Here is a 15,954-nt window from a genome sequence, read left to right as displayed (position 1 = left end):
ACATGACGGTCTATTGAATAGGAACTCCCGCAAGGGCCGGCCTCCACCGGACGCGGGTCAACCCAAAATGCCGGCTCGACCGGCCCACATGGAGAAGAAGATGGCCCGTATAGCAGGCGTCAACATTCCGACCAACAAGCGCGTCATCATCGCGCTGCAGTACATTCACGGCATCGGCAAGAAGTTCGCTTCCGAGATCGTCGAGAAGGTCGGCATTCCGGCCGAGCGTCGCGTCAACCAACTGACCGACGCCGAAGTTCTGGCCATCCGCGAGACCATCGACCGCGACTACCAGGTCGAGGGCGATCTGCGCCGCGAAGTGTCGATGAACATCAAGCGCCTCATGGACCTCGGCTCGTATCGCGGCCTGCGCCATCGCCGCTCGCTGCCGGTCCGCGGCCAGCGCACTCATACCAATGCGCGCACCCGCAAGGGCCCGGCCAAGGCGATTGCCGGCAAGAAGAAGTAATTTGAGGCATTGGGCAGTAGGCAATGGGCAGTAGGGGAATCCGACTGCCTACTGCCTAACCCCTACTGCCTTACCAGGTGGAGCCGCTGGCATTACGGCGGTGTAGAGATCAACTGAAAGGACCATCATGGCCAAGGAAGCCGGGCGTATTCGCCGTCGCGAACGCAAGAACATTTCGTCGGGCGTAGCCCACGTCAATTCGACCTTCAACAATACGATGATCACTATCACCGACGCGCAGGGCAATACGATTGCCTGGTCGTCGGCCGGAGCCCAGGGCTTCAAGGGTTCGCGCAAGTCGACCCCGTTCGCGGCGCAGATGGCTGCCGAGGACGTGAGCAAGAAGGCTCAGGAGCACGGCATGCGCATGCTCGAGGTCGAAGTCTGCGGTCCGGGTTCGGGCCGTGAATCGGCGCTGCGCGCGCTGCAGGCCGGCGGTTTCACGATCACCTCGATCCGCGACGTCACGCCGATCCCGCACAATGGCTGCCGCCCGCGCAAGAAGCGCCGCGTCTGATTATTGCTTAACCGCCGCGTGAGCGTCTTCGGGCGCCTGCGCGGCTTTCCATATCGCCTGCCACGATTGGATGGTGGCAGGATATCGGAAGGAAGATAAAATGATCCAGAAAAACTGGCAGGAACTGATCAAGCCCAACAAGATCGAGTTCTCGTCCAAGAAGAAGACCCTGACCACGCTGGTCGCCGAGCCGCTCGAGCGCGGCTTCGGGCTGACGCTCGGCAACGCGCTTCGCCGCGTGTTGTTGTCGTCGCTGCGCGGCGCTGCCGTGACGGCGGTGCAGATCGACGGCGTGCTGCACGAGTTCTCCTCGATCTCGGGCGTCCGCGAGGACGTGACCGACATCGTGCTAAACATCAAGGAAATCGCCATCAAGATGGAAGGCGACGGCCCCAAGCGCATGGTCGTGCGCAAGCAGGGACCGGGCGCAGTGCTGGCCGGCGACATCCAGACCGTGGGCGACGTCGAGATCCTCAACCCCGACCACGTGATCTGCACGCTGGACGAGGGCGCCGAGATCCGCATGGAATTCACCGTCGACACCGGCAAGGGCTATGTGCCGGCCGACCGCAACCGCGCCGAAGATGCGCCGATCGGCCTTATCCCGGTCGACAGCCTCTATTCGCCGGTCAAGAAGGTCTCCTACAAGGTCGAGAACACCCGCGAAGGCCAGGTTCTCGACTATGACAAGCTGACCATGACCATCGAGACCGACGGTTCGATCACCGGCGAGGACGCGGTCGCTTTCGCCGCGCGCATCCTGCAGGACCAACTCGGCCTGTTCGTCAATTTCGAGGAGCCGCACAAGGTGCAGCCGGAAGAGGCCGTGACCGAGTTGGCCTTCAACCCGGCGCTGCTGAAGAAGGTCGACGAGCTCGAGCTTTCGGTGCGTTCGGCCAACTGCCTGAAGAACGACAACATCGTCTATATCGGCGACCTGATCCAGAAGACCGAAGCCGAGATGCTGCGCACCCCGAACTTCGGCCGCAAGTCGCTGAACGAGATCAAGGAAGTGCTTGCCGCGATGGGTCTCCATCTCGGCATGGAAGTGGCCGACTGGCCGCCGGAAAACATCGAAGATCTCGCCAAGCGTTACGAAGACCAGTATTGAAACCGCGAATAGGGAGTAGCGAATAGGGAAATAGCGGGCGCACTACTATTCGCTATTCGCTATTCGCTCCTCCCTCAATGAAACACCGGGCGTCATGCCCATACTCCAAGGAGAAGAGCCATGCGCCATGGATTTACCGGCCGCCGGCTGGGCCGCAGTGCAAGCCACCGCAGCGCGATGTTCGCAAACCTCGCTGTCTCGCTGATCGAGCATGAGCAGATCGTCACGACGCTGCCGAAGGCGAAGGATCTGCGTCCGATCGTCGAGAAGCTCGTCACGCTCGGCAAGCGCGGCGACCTGCACGCACGCCGTCAGGTGATCGCGCAGATCGGCAATGAAGGCGTCGTCAAGCGCCTGTTCGACACCATCGCGCCGCGCTACGCCACCCGCAATGGCGGCTATCTGCGCATCATGAAGGCCGGCTTCCGCCACGGCGACAACGCCCCGCTGGCCGTCATCGAGTTCGTCGATCGCGACACCTCCGCAAAGGGCGCCGCCGACCGCGCCCGCGTCGAGGCCGAAGATGCCAATTCGGAAGCCGAAGCGGCATAATTTTCCGCCGGGCCGGATTCAGACTTTGCGAAGGGGCCTTGCGGCCCCTTTTTGCTTTTTTGAGCGCACGATGCGGCTGACCGGCGGCAGTGAGGGCAGCGCTGCATAATTCGCGGCAAAGCCTTTCATTCCGCACAATCTTCACGACAATGCGCGCAACCATTCTTTGGAGGATTCGCATGTCTTTTGCGACTAGATTGCCGCATGTCCTGATCGCTACCTGGCTCGCATACGCGCCGGCGTTTTTTGCGCTTCCGGCGGGCGCACAGGACGCTCCGGCACCTCAGAATGCTCCCGTTGCCCAGAATGCTCCGGCTGCCGAGAATGCGCCTGCGGCCGAAGCGGCGCCGAAGGAGGATCCTGGCCTCAAGGACGTGCTGAACGAGCTTCTGAGCGGCGGCGAGGAGCCGCTGCCGCCGGCAGCGCCTCAAGGCCGGCGCCTGCCGTTCGGTCGGGCCGAAATCCAGCTTTCTTTCGCGCCGCTGGTCAAGGAGACCGCGCCGGCCGTCGTCAACGTCTATGCGTCGCAGCAGGCGCGCCTGCGCTCGCCTTTCGAGGGCGATCCGTTCTTCGAGCGCTTCTTCGGACGCCAGGCGCCGCCGCGCGCGCAATCGGCGCTCGGTTCGGGCGTGCTCGTCGATCCGAGCGGCATCGTCGTCACAAATTATCACGTCATCCGCGATGCCGACGCGGTGAAGGTTGCAACGGCCGACGGGCGCGAATTCGAGAGCAAGGTGCTGCTCAAGGACGAATCGCTCGACCTTGGCGTGCTCAAGATCGAGAGCGATGAGCCGTTTCCGGTAATCCCGATCGGCGATTCCGACGCGCTGGAGGTGGGCGATCTCGTCCTGGCGATGGGCAACCCGTTCGGCGTCGGCCAGACCACCACCAGCGGCATCGTCTCCGCACTTGCCCGCACGCATATCGGAGTCAGCGATTTCGGTTTCTTCATCCAGACCGACGCGGCGATCAATCCTGGCAATTCCGGCGGTCCGCTGATCAACATGACCGGCCAGCTCGTCGGCATCAACACTGCAATCTACAGCCGCAGCGGCGGCTCGATCGGCATCGGTTTCGCCATTCCCTCCAATATCGTGCGCGCCGTGACCGAGGCCGCCAAGCAGGGCCGCGACTTCTTCGAACGCCCGTTCATCGGCGCGACTTTCGAGCCGGTTACCGCGCAGATCGCCGACGCTCTTGGCATGGCGCGGCCTTCCGGCGCGCTTGTTGCGGCGCTCGACCCGGAAGGGCCGGCAGCGCGGGCCGGCCTGAGGCCGGGCGACGTCATCCTCGCCATGAACGAGGTCGCGATCGAACATGTGGATGCGCTTGGCTATCGCCTGGCGACGAAGCCCGTCGGCGGCAAGGCCAGCCTGAAGGTGCTCAGCCAGAACGAGGAAAAGACAGTCGAGATCAGTCTCGAGCGGGCGCCCGAGGGCGCATCGGCCAAGGAAGTCATGATCAGGGGACGCAGCCCGTTTTCGGGCGCGAAGGTCGCCGAGCTTTCGCCGCGCCTGGCGCAGCGCCTTCGGCTGCGGACCGACACCAAGGGCGTGACGATCCTCGACGTAGATCGCAACTCGCCGGCGGCCAGCTTCGGCTTTCAGCCGCGCGACATCGTGCGCGAGGTCAATGGCGAAGTGATCGATACACCGGACAAGCTGGCAGCGGTCGCCGCGCAGCAGACGCGCTGGTGGCGCTTCACGGTGGAGCGCGACGGGCAGTTGCTGCGTCAGATGCTGCGATACTGAGTGGACTATGGCTGACCTGTTCAAGGCCGACGAGCCGGAAAAAGAGCCTCCCGGAAGGCCGCTTGCCGACCGGCTGCGCCCTGCGAGCCTGGCCGAGGTGGTCGGCCAGGAGCATCTGACCGGCGAGGACGGCGCGCTGACGCGCATGATCCGCTCGGGCTCGCTCGGCTCCATGATCTTCTGGGGACCGCCGGGAACGGGAAAGACCACGGTTGCCAGGCTGCTGGCCGGCGAAACCGGACTGACCTTCGAGCAGCTTTCGGCGATCTTCTCGGGCGTCGCCGACTTGAAGAAGGTGTTCGAGATGGCGCGGCTGCGCCGCTCGCAGGGCCGTCAGACGCTGCTTTTCGTCGACGAGATTCACCGCTTCAACCGCGCCCAGCAGGATTCTTTCCTTCCCGTCATGGAGGACGGCACCGTCATCCTGGTCGGCGCGACCACGGAAAACCCGTCCTTCGAGCTCAATGCGGCTCTGCTGTCGCGGGCGCGGGTTCTGGTGTTTCATTCGCTGGGCGAGGAAAGCATCGAAAGACTGCTCGCCCGCGCCGAGGAGGCCGAGGGCAAAAAACTGCCGCTGGACGAGGAGGCGAGGGCGGTTCTCATACGCATGTCGGACGGCGACGGCCGTGCGGCGCTGACGCTGGCGGAAGAAGTCTGGCGCGCCGCCAAATCCAAGGAGGTGTTCGATGCCGAGGGCCTGCAGCGCATCGTGCAGCGTCGGGCGCCGATCTACGACAAGGGCCAGGACGGCCACTACAATCTGATCTCGGCGCTGCACAAATCGGTGCGCGGCTCGGACCCCGACGCCGCACTCTACTATCTGGCTCGCATGTTCGACGCCGGCGAGGACCCGCTCTATCTCGGCCGGCGGCTGGTGCGCATGGCGATGGAAGATATCGGCCTTGCCGACCCGCAGGCGCTGGTCGTCGCCAACGCTGCCAAGGACGCCTACGACTATCTCGGCTCGCCGGAGGGCGAACTCGCTTTCGCCGAAGCGACCGTCTATCTCGCCACCGCGCCCAAATCCAACGCCGTCTACACCGCCTTCAAGGGCGCGATGCGCGCTGCCAAGGAGAAAGGCTCACTGCTACCGCCCAAGCACATTTTGAACGCGCCGACCAAGCTGATGAAGGAAGAGAGCTACGGCAAGGGCTACGAATACGACCACGATACGCCCGAAGCCTTTTCCGGGCAGGACTATTTTCCCGAGAAGATGGGCCGCCAGACATTCTATGACCCGCCCGAGCGCGGCTTCGAGCGCGAGATCAGGAAACGGCTGGAATACTGGGCGAAGCTCCGGGCCGAACGATCAAAGGACGGCGGCTCATAGCCGATCGCCGTCACGGGAATTGACGAAGCAGCGCGCGCTTATTCCTGCCAGGGTTCCGAACTCTTGAACTCGACGCCGACGCGCTCGCTCTTTCGCCAGCACACCACGATCCGGTAGGCCAGCCCGTCTGACGGCACATGCAGCAGGAAACGGCCGGGCAGTTCGGTTTCGGCAGCGACATTCAGTTCCGCGCCGCCGGAATGAATATTGCGGACGATGCAGGGGATGCCGGCATTGTCGCCGACCAGGATGACCGCGTTCTTCTGGACGGCGGGCCGCGGCTGGCTGCGGCGTTCCGGCTGGTGGGATGGGCGCATGTCTGCTCCGGGAAAGGGCGGCGACGCTCGTTATCTTTGAACCTGCTTATAGACCAAAGCCAATCGGCGGAACGGGGTCAAGCGCTTATCCCCCAATGCACTGGAAACTTCGCGGCAGGCCACTTCGCGACGGCGAGGGAACGTCTTGGCGGTTCGTCGGTTTGGGGGCGCCCGGTGATTTGCTTTTGAGCGCTCTTCAAGACATCGGTTGACGAACCCTGCCGCCGCGGGCAGGAAACGGTTGCGGGCACTGCTGGGCCAGGCGCCGCTGTCGGGATCGGGTAATGCAGGAATTGCTTGGCACATTGATGTGGGTGGCGCTTGGCAGCGCCGTTGGCGGAATGGCCCGGTTCTTTCTCTCCGGTTTCGTTGGCCGCCGGATCGGCGAGACGTTTCCGTGGGGCACGATGGCCGTCAACTTGACTGGCGCCTTTGCAATTGGGCTGATCGCCGCCGCTGCGGACGGCCGATTGCTTTTCGACACGCCTGCGGCCTGGGCTTTCGTTGTCACAGGTTTCCTCGGTAGCTACACGACGGTTTCCTCGTTCAGCCTGCAGACGCTGGCGCTTGCCCGCGACGGCGATCTGCTGCGCGCCGGCGGCAATGTGGCCCTGTCGGTCATGCTGTGCCTTTGCGCGGTCGCGGCCGGCTTCGCCATCGGCGCCTCGACGTTTGGCGGTAGCATCTTTTGACCCGGCCGCTGAAGCCCAGCCGCGAAAGGCCGAGCGAGCAATCGGCGAAGCAGGACGGGCATGACCGTAAAGTTCCGGTTGGCTCCCGCTCTCACAAATTTCGCGATACTGCGATGCTGTATGCGGGCGTCGCGCTGGGAAGCATGATCGGCGGCGTGTTGCGGGCTCTCGCGTCGATGGCGAGCATTGGTCTTCTGGGACCCGGCTTTCCCGCGGGTACGCTCTTTGTGAACGTGCTTGGCTCGTTCATCATCGGCTTCTACGCCACGCTGACCGGGCCCGACGGCCGCGTTTTTGCTGGTTCTCGCGCGCGTCAGTTCGTGATGGCCGGCATTTGCGGCGGCTTCACCACTTTCTCGATGTTCAGCCTCGAAACCTTCAATCTGCTGCGGGAAGGGCGTCCGCTCGCAGCGGGACTGAATGTGGGAATTTCCGTCATGGCCTGGCTCGCCGCTGTCTGGCTTGGCCACGTGGCCGCATCGCGGCTCAACCGGTTGAAGGGATCTTGAACCATGCAAATACCCAAGCAGGCACAGTTGCTGCGGATATTCATCGGCGAGAACGATCGGGATAATGGCCGTCCGCTCTATGAATCGATCGTACTCAGGGCTCGTGAGATGCAGATCGCGGGTGCGACCGTCATACGGGGCGCGATGGGTTTCGGCCATTCCAGCCGGCTGCACACGACCAAGATCCTCCGGCTGTCGGAAGATTTGCCGCTGGTGATCGAGATTGTCGACAGCGAGGACAAGATCAATGCCTTCCTGCCGGTGCTTGACGCGATCATGACCAGCGGCTTGATCACGCTGGAGAAGGTCCAAGTCGTTCAATATGGAACGAACGGCAAGTGATAGGCTGATTGCCGCGCCGTTCGGCGGTTTGTGGCTCGCAAGAAGCCTCGGCTGATGCTATTGCGCCCGATTGGAAACGGGTAAGAAGCCACGATGGCAGGCGTAGAGCAGATCATGGTCGAGGCCGGCGAGACGGGCATGCGGCTCGACCGCTGGTTCAAGACACATTTTCCCGGCCTGGGTTTCGGCCATTTGCAGAAGCTGCTGCGCTCCGGCCAGATCAGGGTGGATGGCGGCCGCGCCAAGGCGGACACTCGTGTCGAACCCGGCCAGATGATCCGCATCCCGCCGCTCGGCGTCGATCAGAAGGGTGCTGGCCCGCTGACCGCCAAAACCATGCGCAATCAGGATGATGGCGACGTTCTTTCGCAAATGCTGATCTACGAGGACCCCAAGGTCTTCGTTTTCAACAAGCCGGCCGGGCTTGCCGTCCAGGGTGGTTCGGGCGTGGTGCGCCATGTCGACGACATGCTGGAGGCCTGGCGCAATTCCAAGGGCGAGAAGCCGCGGCTTGTACATCGCCTCGACCGCGACACGTCGGGCGTGCTGGTCGTCGCGCGCACCCGGCTTGCGGCGATGAAGCTCGCCGAGGCGTTTCGCGGGCGCGACGCCAAGAAGACCTACTGGGCGCTGGTCAAGGGCGTGCCGAAAAAGCGCGAGGACAAGATCTCGACCTGGCTGGTCAAGGAACCGACACCGGACGGCGACCGCGTGCGGGTGGCGCAGCACGGCGAAAAGGGCGCCGACCACGCGGTTTCGTATTATCGCGTGCTCGAACAGGCCGGGCAGACGCTATCCTGGCTGGAAATGGAGCCGCATACCGGCCGCACACATCAATTGCGCGTCCATGCCGCCCATATTGGCTGCCCGATCATCGGCGATCCGAAATATTTCGAGGCCGACACCAATTGGGATTTTCCCGGCGGCATCCAGAACCGGCTGCACCTCCACGCCAGGCGCATCCGCATTCCCCATCCCGACAAGGGTGTGATCGACGTCACCGCGCCGATGCCGCCGCACATGCGCCAGAGCTGGAACCTGATCGGCTTCGACGAGGCGAGCGCCGGAGAGGATAGTTGAGCGGCGCTGCCGGCGCCTTCGACCGTCGCGACGCCGTCGACCTGGCCGCGGCGGCGATCATGATCGGCCTGACCTTTTCATGGGGGGCTGAACGGCGTCGCCGCTAAAATCTCCTATGCCGGCTTCAGCCCCGTCTTCGTCGCCGTCGCGCGCTCGGCTATCGGCGGGTTGCTGGTGTTCCTGTGGTGCCGCTATCGCGGCATACGGCTGTTCGATAGCGACGGCACGCTGTGGCCGGGGCTGCTCGCCGGTCTGCTGTTCGGCGGAGAATTCCTGCTAATCTTCGTCGGCCTGGAATTCACGACCGTGGCGCGCAGCACCTTGATGGTCAACACGATGCCGTTCTGGGTTCTGGTCGGCGCGCATTTCCTGCTTGGCGAGCATATGACGCTGCGCAAATGGGCGGGCCTGGCTTTGGCTTTCACCGGCGTCGTGCTGGTGTTTTCGGACAAGCTCAGCCTGCCCGGCCCGGAGGCGATCACCGGCGACATTATGAGCCTGGGGGCGGGGGTTCTGTGGGCCGCGACCACGCTGGTCATCAAGAAGAGCAAGCTAGCCACGACCAGCGCCGAAAAGCTGCTGCTCTATCAACTGGCGGTTTCCGCCGTGATGGCCCTGCCGCTTCTGCCGCTTGCCGGCCCCGCCTTGCGCGAATTCTCCGCGTCGGCCTACGCTGCCCTGCTGTTCCAGGCTGTCTATGTCGTCGCCTTCACCTATATTCTGTGGTTCTGGCTGATGCGGCGCTATCCCGCCGCCGGGCTGTCGAGCTTTGCCTTCCTGACGCCGGCCTTCGGCGTCCTGTGTGGCGGGCTGCTGCTTGGCGAACCGCTGAGCATCAAAATATTCGCCGCCCTCGGCCTGATCGCCACTGGGCTGGTCATCGTCAACCGCCCGCGCCGGCAGCTTTCGTGAGGCAACCATGCGCGATCTCCTGAACGATCTCGACGCCCAGAAATACCTGTCCGACCCGGACCCCGTCCGGCGCGCGCAGAGCCAGATGAAAACGCAATTGCCGAAGCGCTTCTACAAGGAGGTTTCGGTTGCGGCGGTGAAGGAGGGGGTTGCCGTCCATCTCGACGGAAAGCCGGTTCGTACGCCGGGCAAGGCCATTTTGGCGTTGCCTACCGAAAAGGCGGCCGGGCTAGTTGCGGAAGAATTCGCCGCGCAGGGCGAAAAGATCGATCCGTCGACCATGCCGGTCTACCGCCTCGTCAACACGGCAATCGACGGCGTCGCTACCGATCCGGTTGCCGTGCGCGACGATGTCGCGCGCTTCGCCTCATCCGATCTGCTGTGCTATCGGGCCGACGCGCCCGCCGGCCTGGTGGAACGCCAGGCCAAGGCATGGGATCCGCTTCTCGAATGGGCGCAGCGGGCGCTCGGGGCGCGGCTTTTGCTTGCGGAGGGAGTTATCCATGTCGAGCAGCCGCGCCGGGCCATGGAGGCCATCGGCGAACATCTTGCGCTGCGCCAGGATCCGCTTCGGCTCGCCGCGCTGCACCTGATGACGACGCTCACCGGTTCGGCGCTTCTGGCGATGGCGGTCGAAGCCGGCGAAATCGACGCCGAAACGGCCTGGTCGGCCGCCCATGTCGACGAGGATTGGCAGGCCGAGCAGTGGGGCCAGGATTCCGAGGCGATGGCGCGTCGCGCCCACCGCAAGCGCGACATGATGGCTGCCGCCTCCCTGATCAAGGCGCTCTGATGGCTGAGCTTAGGCGGAGAAGCCCAGCGCCCTTATCACATTCGGAACAGCGGGCAGCGTAAGTAACGCAGTGAAGACCAGCCAGATCAGTCCGGCGATGCGGCCGTCCGATTGCTGCGACAGCCGCGAATAGAGCGCAGCCGGCACGCCCGAGACCATGAGCGTCAGCGTCGACAGAATCAACGCGCTGAACATGGAGATGATCTGCGGCGATGCCGGAAGCAGCGTGTGCGGGTACCAAAACCAGTTGGCAAGAAACACGACGATCACGAACGGCGAAAAGATGCCGTTGATGATGGCGAGAGCCATGACGGGGACAAGAGCGTTGCGATCCATGGTCAGGCTCCGGGAGCAGCAACGGGACCGAGCCCGAGATTCAAGAGCGTCGCAAGATAGACGAACCGAATGGCCATCAGCCACAGCACACCGAACAGCAGCACGAGCGGATGCGCGATTACGTCCGGCGTGACATAGCGCACGACCCGCACGACCGGGTCAGTGATGAACTTGAATCCGCGCCAGATAAAGTTGTCCCAGTTCTCCGGCACGAACAACCCGAGCACCAGCCGTCCGAGCAAGGTGTACATGATCGCTGCGAGGACGAAATTCGGTACATGAAAATACCAGTAGGACCAGAATTCGTTCATTCGGCAAAGACCTGGAGATTACGCGACAGAGCTGCCTTATGGGCTGCGTCGCGACGAAAAGAAAGCGGGGTCCGTTGCCGGACCCCGCTTCGGTTTCATTGTGGCCGATCAGGCGGTCTTTTCTTCCATGACCGTCTTGCCGCGCGGAACGCGGATCTCCTCGATGAACTCCTGCAGTTCCAGCGAGGGCTCTTTGGTCAGCCTGGAAGCTACGTACATCACGACGAACCCGACAGGCAGGCCGAATGCGGCAGCCGACAGGTTCTTCACGCCCCACCAGCTTGCGATCGTCTGCGCATGCTTGTCGAGTGCCGTCCATGCCGCCTCCTGCGCCTCGGGAGCTGCGGCCGCGAAGGCAGCCTTGAGTTCCGCGAACTTCGTCATCTGTTCGGCGGTGGCCGTGGACAGCCAGCCCCACGTTTCGACGAAGCTGACGGCGCCGTAGCGCGTGCCGAGCAGATAGTAGAGGCAGAGACCGAACCCGGCGATCATGCCGAGCACTGCGCCTGTGGAGTTTGCCCGTTTCCACCACACTCCGAGCACCAGTGCCGGGAACAGCCCGGCAGCGGCGAGCGAGAATGCCCAGGAGACCATCGCAAGGATGTCGCCGGGTTTCGTCGACGCCACATAGGCGGCGCAGATGGCGACCACGACGAGCAGGATGCGCGACACCACCAGGCGGCGGGCGGTCGGAGCATGCTGATCGAGCATCTTGTAGTAGATGTCGTGGCTCAACGCGTTGGCGATGGCGAGCAGCAGGCCATCGGCGGTCGACAGCGCGGCGGCAAGGCCGCCGGCGGCGACAAGGCCCGATATGACATAGGGCATCCCGGCCATTTCGGGCGTGGCAAGCACGATCATATCGGCGTTGAGATTGATGTTGGCAAAGCCGATGTTGGTGACGCCCTGCTCGGCGCAGGCCGCGGCGATTGAAGCGGCATCGAGAGCCGCCTTGCCGCAGATCTGAACGAGCGTGTTGTCAGCTGCCGCCCAGCGCATCATCCAGCTCGCCTTTTCAGCGATGTTGTCCGGTGTCAGCCCAGAGGCCACCAGATCGAGCATCGTCCACTTGGCAAACGCCGCATAGGCCGGCGCCGTGAAGTAGAGCAGGAAGATGAAGAGCAGGGACCACGCGACCGAGACGCGCGCCTCACGCACCGACGGCGTGGTGAAGTAGCGCATCAGCACATGCGGTAGCGAGGCCGTGCCGACCATCAGGCAGAGGATCAGCAGAAAGTAGTTCAGCGCATTGTAGCCGCCATGTACGAATGGCGTGACATGATGGACTGCGATGCCCTGCGCGGTTTCGAGCGCCGTGATGTTCTCGAGCGCCATGCCCTGCATAAGCTGCGGGATCGGAATGCCGGTCTTGACCGTCGACATCCAGATCGCCGGGATCAAATAGGCGATGATCAGCACGATGTACTGCGCGACCTGCGTCCAGGTGACGGCGCGCATGCCGCCGAGCATGGAACAGACCAGGATGCCGGCAAGTCCGACATAGACCGCGACGTTGAAATCGAGGCCGAGGAAACGCGCCGAGATGATGCCGGTCGCGTAAATCTGCGCCACCACATAGGTGAACGAGCAGGAGAACAGCACAACGACGCCGATGAAGCGGGCCAGGTTGCCGCCGTAGCGTGCCGACAGGAAGTCGGGAACCGTGTAGGCGCCGAACTTGCGCAAGTATGGCGCCACGAGGATGGCGACGAGCACATAGCCACCGGTCCAGCCGAGCACGAAGGCCAGGCCGTCGTAACCGAGGACGTAGAGCGTGCCGGCCATGCCGACGAAGGACGCTCCGGACATCCAGTCCGCGCCGGTCGCCATGCCGTTGTAGATCGCCGGGACCCTGCGCCCCGCCACGTAGTATTCGCCGACCTGCATGGTTCGGCTCAAGATTCCGATGACGGCGTAGATCGTGATCGTGAACGCCACGAACAAATAACCGATCACCCGGTTCGGAACGCCCAGGCCGCTCAGGATCGCCATCAGGATGATAAAGGCGATGAAGCCGCCCGTATAAATGCCGTAGACCCGGCCGAGATTGGCGGTGAAGTCGCTGCCGCCTGCTGTGGTGTTAGCCATGATCAATCCCCCCGATCATTCTTCGGCCACGCCATGCTCTTCGTCGATGGCGTTCTGCTTGCGCGCAAACCAGAACAGCATGATGACGAAGGCGATGAGCGAGCCCTGCGCGGCCATGTAGTAGCCAAACGGGAAGCCAAGGATGACGATATTGTCGAGCGCGCCCACAAACATGTGGACGACGTATCCGAAGAACACCCAGAGCGCCAACATGACGAACATGAGACTTCTGGTCTTGTTCCAGTAACTTACGCGGTCTGGCGTCGCCATCGCGTTTTCCCTCCTCCAAAAAGGCCCGGCAATCCTCCTCGACCCACGGACCTGGTTGCCCTGTCGCCCCATAGCCTTGCAACTGCGAGGTGGAGCGACACATCGGAGGACGGCGAGCGGTGCGCGCGCGAATCCGATGTTGACCGAACCTAACATCGGTTGCCGCTTGCTGTTCATAGGACTTTAGAATCAGTCGTCGTGCCTTCGACCGCCATTGGTGCTCGGGAGAAAATGGGGCTAAGCTTGCGACTGGGAAGAATGCGAGGGGTGGCCGTGAGTTTGTTCGACAAGTTTGTGGCTGGTCTGTTCGGCGCCTCCGAAACGGTCGCGGACCGGCGGGCGCTGGCCGATTTCATGGATTCGCGCGCCGCGTTCCTCTGCCAGAAATGCGTGGTGGAGTTCTGCCGGGTGAGGGCAGGCGTCTACTGGCAAAAGCTGTTCAGCGAAGCCGAATTCCAGGAAAAGCTGCGCCAATCGCGCTGGCAAAGCTATCCGCCGGCCTTTGCCATGGTCGCCGAAATGGTCGAGGGCGCCACCAGGTCGCATGCCGGGCAGAGGCAGCGACGGTTGCCGGCCGCGCTCGAAACGGTGGCGGCGGAGGTGTTCGCACGCTACCCGGTACCCGATGGCGCGCCAGTGGATTTCTGGGACGATGCGCTGGTTCTGGTCAGGGAGCGGCTCCAGGCAACGCAAGCCGGGCCACCGCGGCCGGTGAAGGACATGACCAGCCCGTCGGCGCGGATGATCTTCGAGGCGCTGCCGCTGCACAAGGAGATCGTCGCTCACGATTTCGACTATATCCGCAACAACCTGCGCATGAACCTCCTGCGCTTCCACGAGGATTTCGTCGCGGCGGCGCGATTCGAGACGTTAGTGCCTTCGCTGCTGGGCGAGGAGTAGCAGGATCGAAGCGCGCTACGAAAACCCGGCTTGCGCCGGGGCTTTCGGCTAACGCTTGCGGTCCCGTTCGGCTTCCTCGATTGCCGCCTCGTGATACCAGCCGCTGCCGACGGCGACGTTGGCTCGCGGGGCGAGACTCACGGCAGAATCCGCCTGGTTGCCATGGGTATCGGCCTTGATCCTAACCCGTTTGGGGAAGGTATAGATCTTCGCCGACTCGTGAGTAAAAGCCGTGCTCATCGTTCTTGCTTCCGTGCTGTATTGACCAGCGGAGATAACGCTCAATACCACGACTGCAACACATCTGTCCAAAAAAATAGCAGACTGACTAGTATTTAGGCAGGTATCTATTTTGCCGGTTCTTGGAGCATGTTGCAGCGCGCCCGCCAGCCTTGATTTTGAGCGGTTTTCCCATTTGCGCAAGGAAGTGGCATGCTTGTTGCTTGGCTGACGACTGGAATCGGCCTTGGCGGCCGGGATGTCGCGCTCCCTTCCAGGCGCATTGGTTAACTGGTTACGAGAGGCCGGAATGACGAAATACAAGCTCGAATATATTTGGCTGGATGGGTACACCCCGGTCCCCAATCTTCGGGGCAAGACGCAGATCAAGGAATACGCGGAATTTCCGACGCTCGAGCAGCTTCCTTTGTGGGGCTTCGACGGCAGTTCCACCATGCAGGCGGAAGGCCGGAGCTCGGATTGCGTGCTGAAGCCGGTCGCGGTCTATCCGGACCCGGCGCGCACCAACGGCGTTCTCGTCATGTGCGAAGTCATGATGCCGGACGGCGAAACGCCACATCCGTCGAACAAGCGGGCGACCATCCTCGACGACGAGGGAGCATGGTTCGGCTTCGAGCAGGAATATTTCTTCTACAAGAACGGGCGTCCGCTCGGCTTCCCCGAGAGTGGCTATCCCGCGCCGCAGGGTCCGTACTACACCGGCGTTGGTTATTCGAGCGTCGGCGACGTCGCCCGCACCATTGTTGAGGAGCATCTCGATCTGTGCCTCGCCGCCGGCATCAACCACGAGGGCATCAACGCCGAGGTGGCGAAGGGCCAGTGGGAATTCCAGATTTTCGGCAAGGGCTCCAAGAAGGCGGCCGACCAGATGTGGATGGCCCGCTACCTGATGCAGCGCCTGACCGAGAAATACGGCATCGACGTCGAATATCATTGCAAGCCGCTCGGCGACACCGACTGGAACGGCTCGGGCATGCACGCCAACTTCTCGACCGCCTATATGCGCGAAGTCGGCGGCAAGGAGTATTTCGAAGCGCTGATGGCGGCCTTCGAGAAGAACCTGCACGACCACATCGCCGTGTACGGTCCGGACAACCACATGCGCCTGACCGGCAAGCACGAGACTGCCCCGTGGAATAAATTCAGCTACGGCGTCGCTGATCGTGGCGCATCGATCCGCGTGCCGCACTCCTTCGTGCGCAACGGCTACAGGGGCTATCTCGAGGACCGCCGCCCGAATTCGCAGGGCGATCCCTACCAGATCGCCTCCCAGATACTGAAGACGATTGCGAGCGTGGAAGCGGGCGCGGCGGAGAAGGCTGCGGCGTAAGCGCCTGTCGTGAAACGGCGCCAACGCGCCGGATCGCATTCTTCCGGCGGGCGGTGTCAGTGATGACGCCGCCCGCTTCGTTTTGGCTGTGTATGCCCGCGCCA

At 63.1% G+C, this 15,954-nt stretch carries 19 protein-coding genes and 1 pseudogene; 14 read left to right on the top strand and 6 right to left on the bottom strand.

Features of this window, described 5'->3' with window-relative positions; translation table 11 throughout:
• Positions 1–100: 100 nt before the first annotated feature.
• The 6 genes from rpsM (at position 101) to G6N73_RS14735 (ending at position 5,730) form a co-directional block, all read left to right on the top strand.
• Positions 101–469 (top strand): 30S ribosomal protein S13, encoded by a 369-nt coding sequence (gene rpsM / locus G6N73_RS14760; protein WP_165028799.1) that lies wholly within the window; start codon positions 101–103, stop codon positions 467–469.
• 127 nt (positions 470–596) lie between these two features.
• A complete protein-coding gene (rpsK, locus tag G6N73_RS14755) occupies positions 597–986 on the top strand; it encodes a 30S ribosomal protein S11 (protein WP_008837736.1) in 390 nt (129 codons plus the stop codon).
• Between the two features lie 100 nt (positions 987–1,086).
• Positions 1,087–2,097, top strand: a complete 1,011-nt coding sequence (locus tag G6N73_RS14750) for a DNA-directed RNA polymerase subunit alpha (RefSeq protein ID WP_165028796.1) — start codon at positions 1,087–1,089, stop codon at positions 2,095–2,097.
• Between the two features lie 120 nt (positions 2,098–2,217).
• Positions 2,218–2,649 (top strand): 50S ribosomal protein L17, encoded by a 432-nt coding sequence (gene rplQ / locus G6N73_RS14745; protein ID WP_165028794.1) that lies wholly within the window; start codon positions 2,218–2,220, stop codon positions 2,647–2,649.
• 179 nt (positions 2,650–2,828) lie between these two features.
• Complete coding sequence (locus tag G6N73_RS14740) at positions 2,829–4,400, top strand: DegQ family serine endoprotease (RefSeq protein WP_165028792.1); 1,572 nt, start codon at positions 2,829–2,831, stop codon at positions 4,398–4,400.
• Between the two features lie 7 nt (positions 4,401–4,407).
• Positions 4,408–5,730, top strand: a complete 1,323-nt coding sequence (locus G6N73_RS14735) for a replication-associated recombination protein A (RefSeq protein WP_165028790.1) — start codon at positions 4,408–4,410, stop codon at positions 5,728–5,730.
• A gap of 38 nt (positions 5,731–5,768) precedes the next feature.
• Here G6N73_RS14735 and G6N73_RS14730 read toward each other — a convergent pair whose 3' ends face one another.
• Positions 5,769–6,047, bottom strand: a complete 279-nt coding sequence (locus G6N73_RS14730; protein WP_165028788.1) for a PilZ domain-containing protein — start codon at positions 6,045–6,047, stop codon at positions 5,769–5,771.
• A 284-nt stretch (positions 6,048–6,331) separates the two neighbouring features.
• Here G6N73_RS14730 and crcB (G6N73_RS14725) point away from each other — a divergent pair, with 284 nt between their 5' ends.
• From crcB (G6N73_RS14725) to G6N73_RS14705, 6 genes and pseudogenes are all read left to right on the top strand, one after another.
• On the top strand, positions 6,332–6,739 hold the full coding sequence (crcB, locus tag G6N73_RS14725) for a fluoride efflux transporter CrcB (RefSeq protein ID WP_165028786.1): 408 nt from the start codon (positions 6,332–6,334) through the stop codon (positions 6,737–6,739).
• Complete coding sequence (gene crcB / locus G6N73_RS36875; protein ID WP_343044627.1) at positions 6,736–7,248, top strand: fluoride efflux transporter CrcB; 513 nt, start codon at positions 6,736–6,738, stop codon at positions 7,246–7,248. The genes crcB (G6N73_RS14725) and crcB (G6N73_RS36875) overlap by 4 nt, the downstream gene beginning before the upstream one ends.
• A 3-nt stretch (positions 7,249–7,251) precedes the next feature.
• On the top strand, positions 7,252–7,590 hold the full coding sequence (locus tag G6N73_RS36870) for a DUF190 domain-containing protein (RefSeq protein ID WP_246252060.1): 339 nt from the start codon (positions 7,252–7,254) through the stop codon (positions 7,588–7,590).
• Positions 7,591–7,683: 93 nt separating this feature from the next.
• Positions 7,684–8,670 (top strand): RluA family pseudouridine synthase, encoded by a 987-nt coding sequence (locus G6N73_RS14715; RefSeq protein ID WP_165028784.1) that lies wholly within the window; start codon positions 7,684–7,686, stop codon positions 8,668–8,670.
• Positions 8,667–9,582: pseudogene (locus tag G6N73_RS14710) on the top strand (DMT family transporter). Before G6N73_RS14715 ends, G6N73_RS14710 begins: the two are co-directional and overlap by 4 nt.
• A 7-nt stretch (positions 9,583–9,589) precedes the next feature.
• Positions 9,590–10,375 (top strand): ATP12 family chaperone protein, encoded by a 786-nt coding sequence (locus tag G6N73_RS14705; RefSeq protein ID WP_165028782.1) that lies wholly within the window; start codon positions 9,590–9,592, stop codon positions 10,373–10,375.
• A 9-nt stretch (positions 10,376–10,384) separates the two neighbouring features.
• Here the strand turns inward: G6N73_RS14705 and G6N73_RS14700 are convergent, their stop codons facing one another.
• From G6N73_RS14700 to G6N73_RS14685, 4 genes are all read right to left on the bottom strand, one after another.
• Positions 10,385–10,711, bottom strand: a complete 327-nt coding sequence (locus tag G6N73_RS14700) for a hypothetical protein (protein WP_165028780.1) — start codon at positions 10,709–10,711, stop codon at positions 10,385–10,387.
• 2 nt (positions 10,712–10,713) lie between these two features.
• Positions 10,714–11,022: a YggT family protein gene (locus G6N73_RS14695; RefSeq protein ID WP_165028778.1), complete on the bottom strand. Its 309-nt coding sequence runs from the start codon at positions 11,020–11,022 to the stop codon at positions 10,714–10,716.
• Positions 11,023–11,130: 108 nt separating this feature from the next.
• A complete protein-coding gene (locus tag G6N73_RS14690) occupies positions 11,131–13,110 on the bottom strand; it encodes a sodium:solute symporter family protein (RefSeq protein WP_165028776.1) in 1,980 nt (659 codons plus the stop codon).
• A 15-nt stretch (positions 13,111–13,125) separates the two neighbouring features.
• On the bottom strand, positions 13,126–13,380 hold the full coding sequence (locus G6N73_RS14685; protein WP_165028774.1) for a DUF4212 domain-containing protein: 255 nt from the start codon (positions 13,378–13,380) through the stop codon (positions 13,126–13,128).
• Positions 13,381–13,653: 273 nt separating this feature from the next.
• Here G6N73_RS14685 and G6N73_RS14680 point away from each other — a divergent pair, with 273 nt between their 5' ends.
• Entirely contained in the window at positions 13,654–14,280 is a 627-nt protein-coding gene (locus G6N73_RS14680; RefSeq protein WP_165028772.1) for a type II toxin-antitoxin system VapC family toxin, read from the top strand.
• A 48-nt stretch (positions 14,281–14,328) separates the two neighbouring features.
• On the opposite strand, the gene G6N73_RS14675 is transcribed toward G6N73_RS14680, so the two are convergent.
• Positions 14,329–14,823 (bottom strand): DUF2735 domain-containing protein, encoded by a 495-nt coding sequence (locus tag G6N73_RS14675; RefSeq protein WP_165028770.1) that lies wholly within the window; start codon positions 14,821–14,823, stop codon positions 14,329–14,331.
• Between G6N73_RS14675 and G6N73_RS14670 the strand changes: the two genes are divergently transcribed.
• On the top strand, positions 14,810–15,850 hold the full coding sequence (locus tag G6N73_RS14670) for a glutamine synthetase beta-grasp domain-containing protein (RefSeq protein WP_165028768.1): 1,041 nt from the start codon (positions 14,810–14,812) through the stop codon (positions 15,848–15,850). The genes G6N73_RS14675 and G6N73_RS14670 overlap by 14 nt on opposite strands.
• Positions 15,851–15,954 lie beyond the last annotated feature (104 nt).

The sequence above is a fragment of the Allomesorhizobium camelthorni genome, assembly GCF_011045125.1.
GTDB lineage: Bacteria > Pseudomonadota > Alphaproteobacteria > Rhizobiales > Rhizobiaceae > Allomesorhizobium > Allomesorhizobium camelthorni.
Note: the sequence above shows the minus strand (reverse complement) of the source record. Positions and strands in the feature narration are given on the sequence as shown.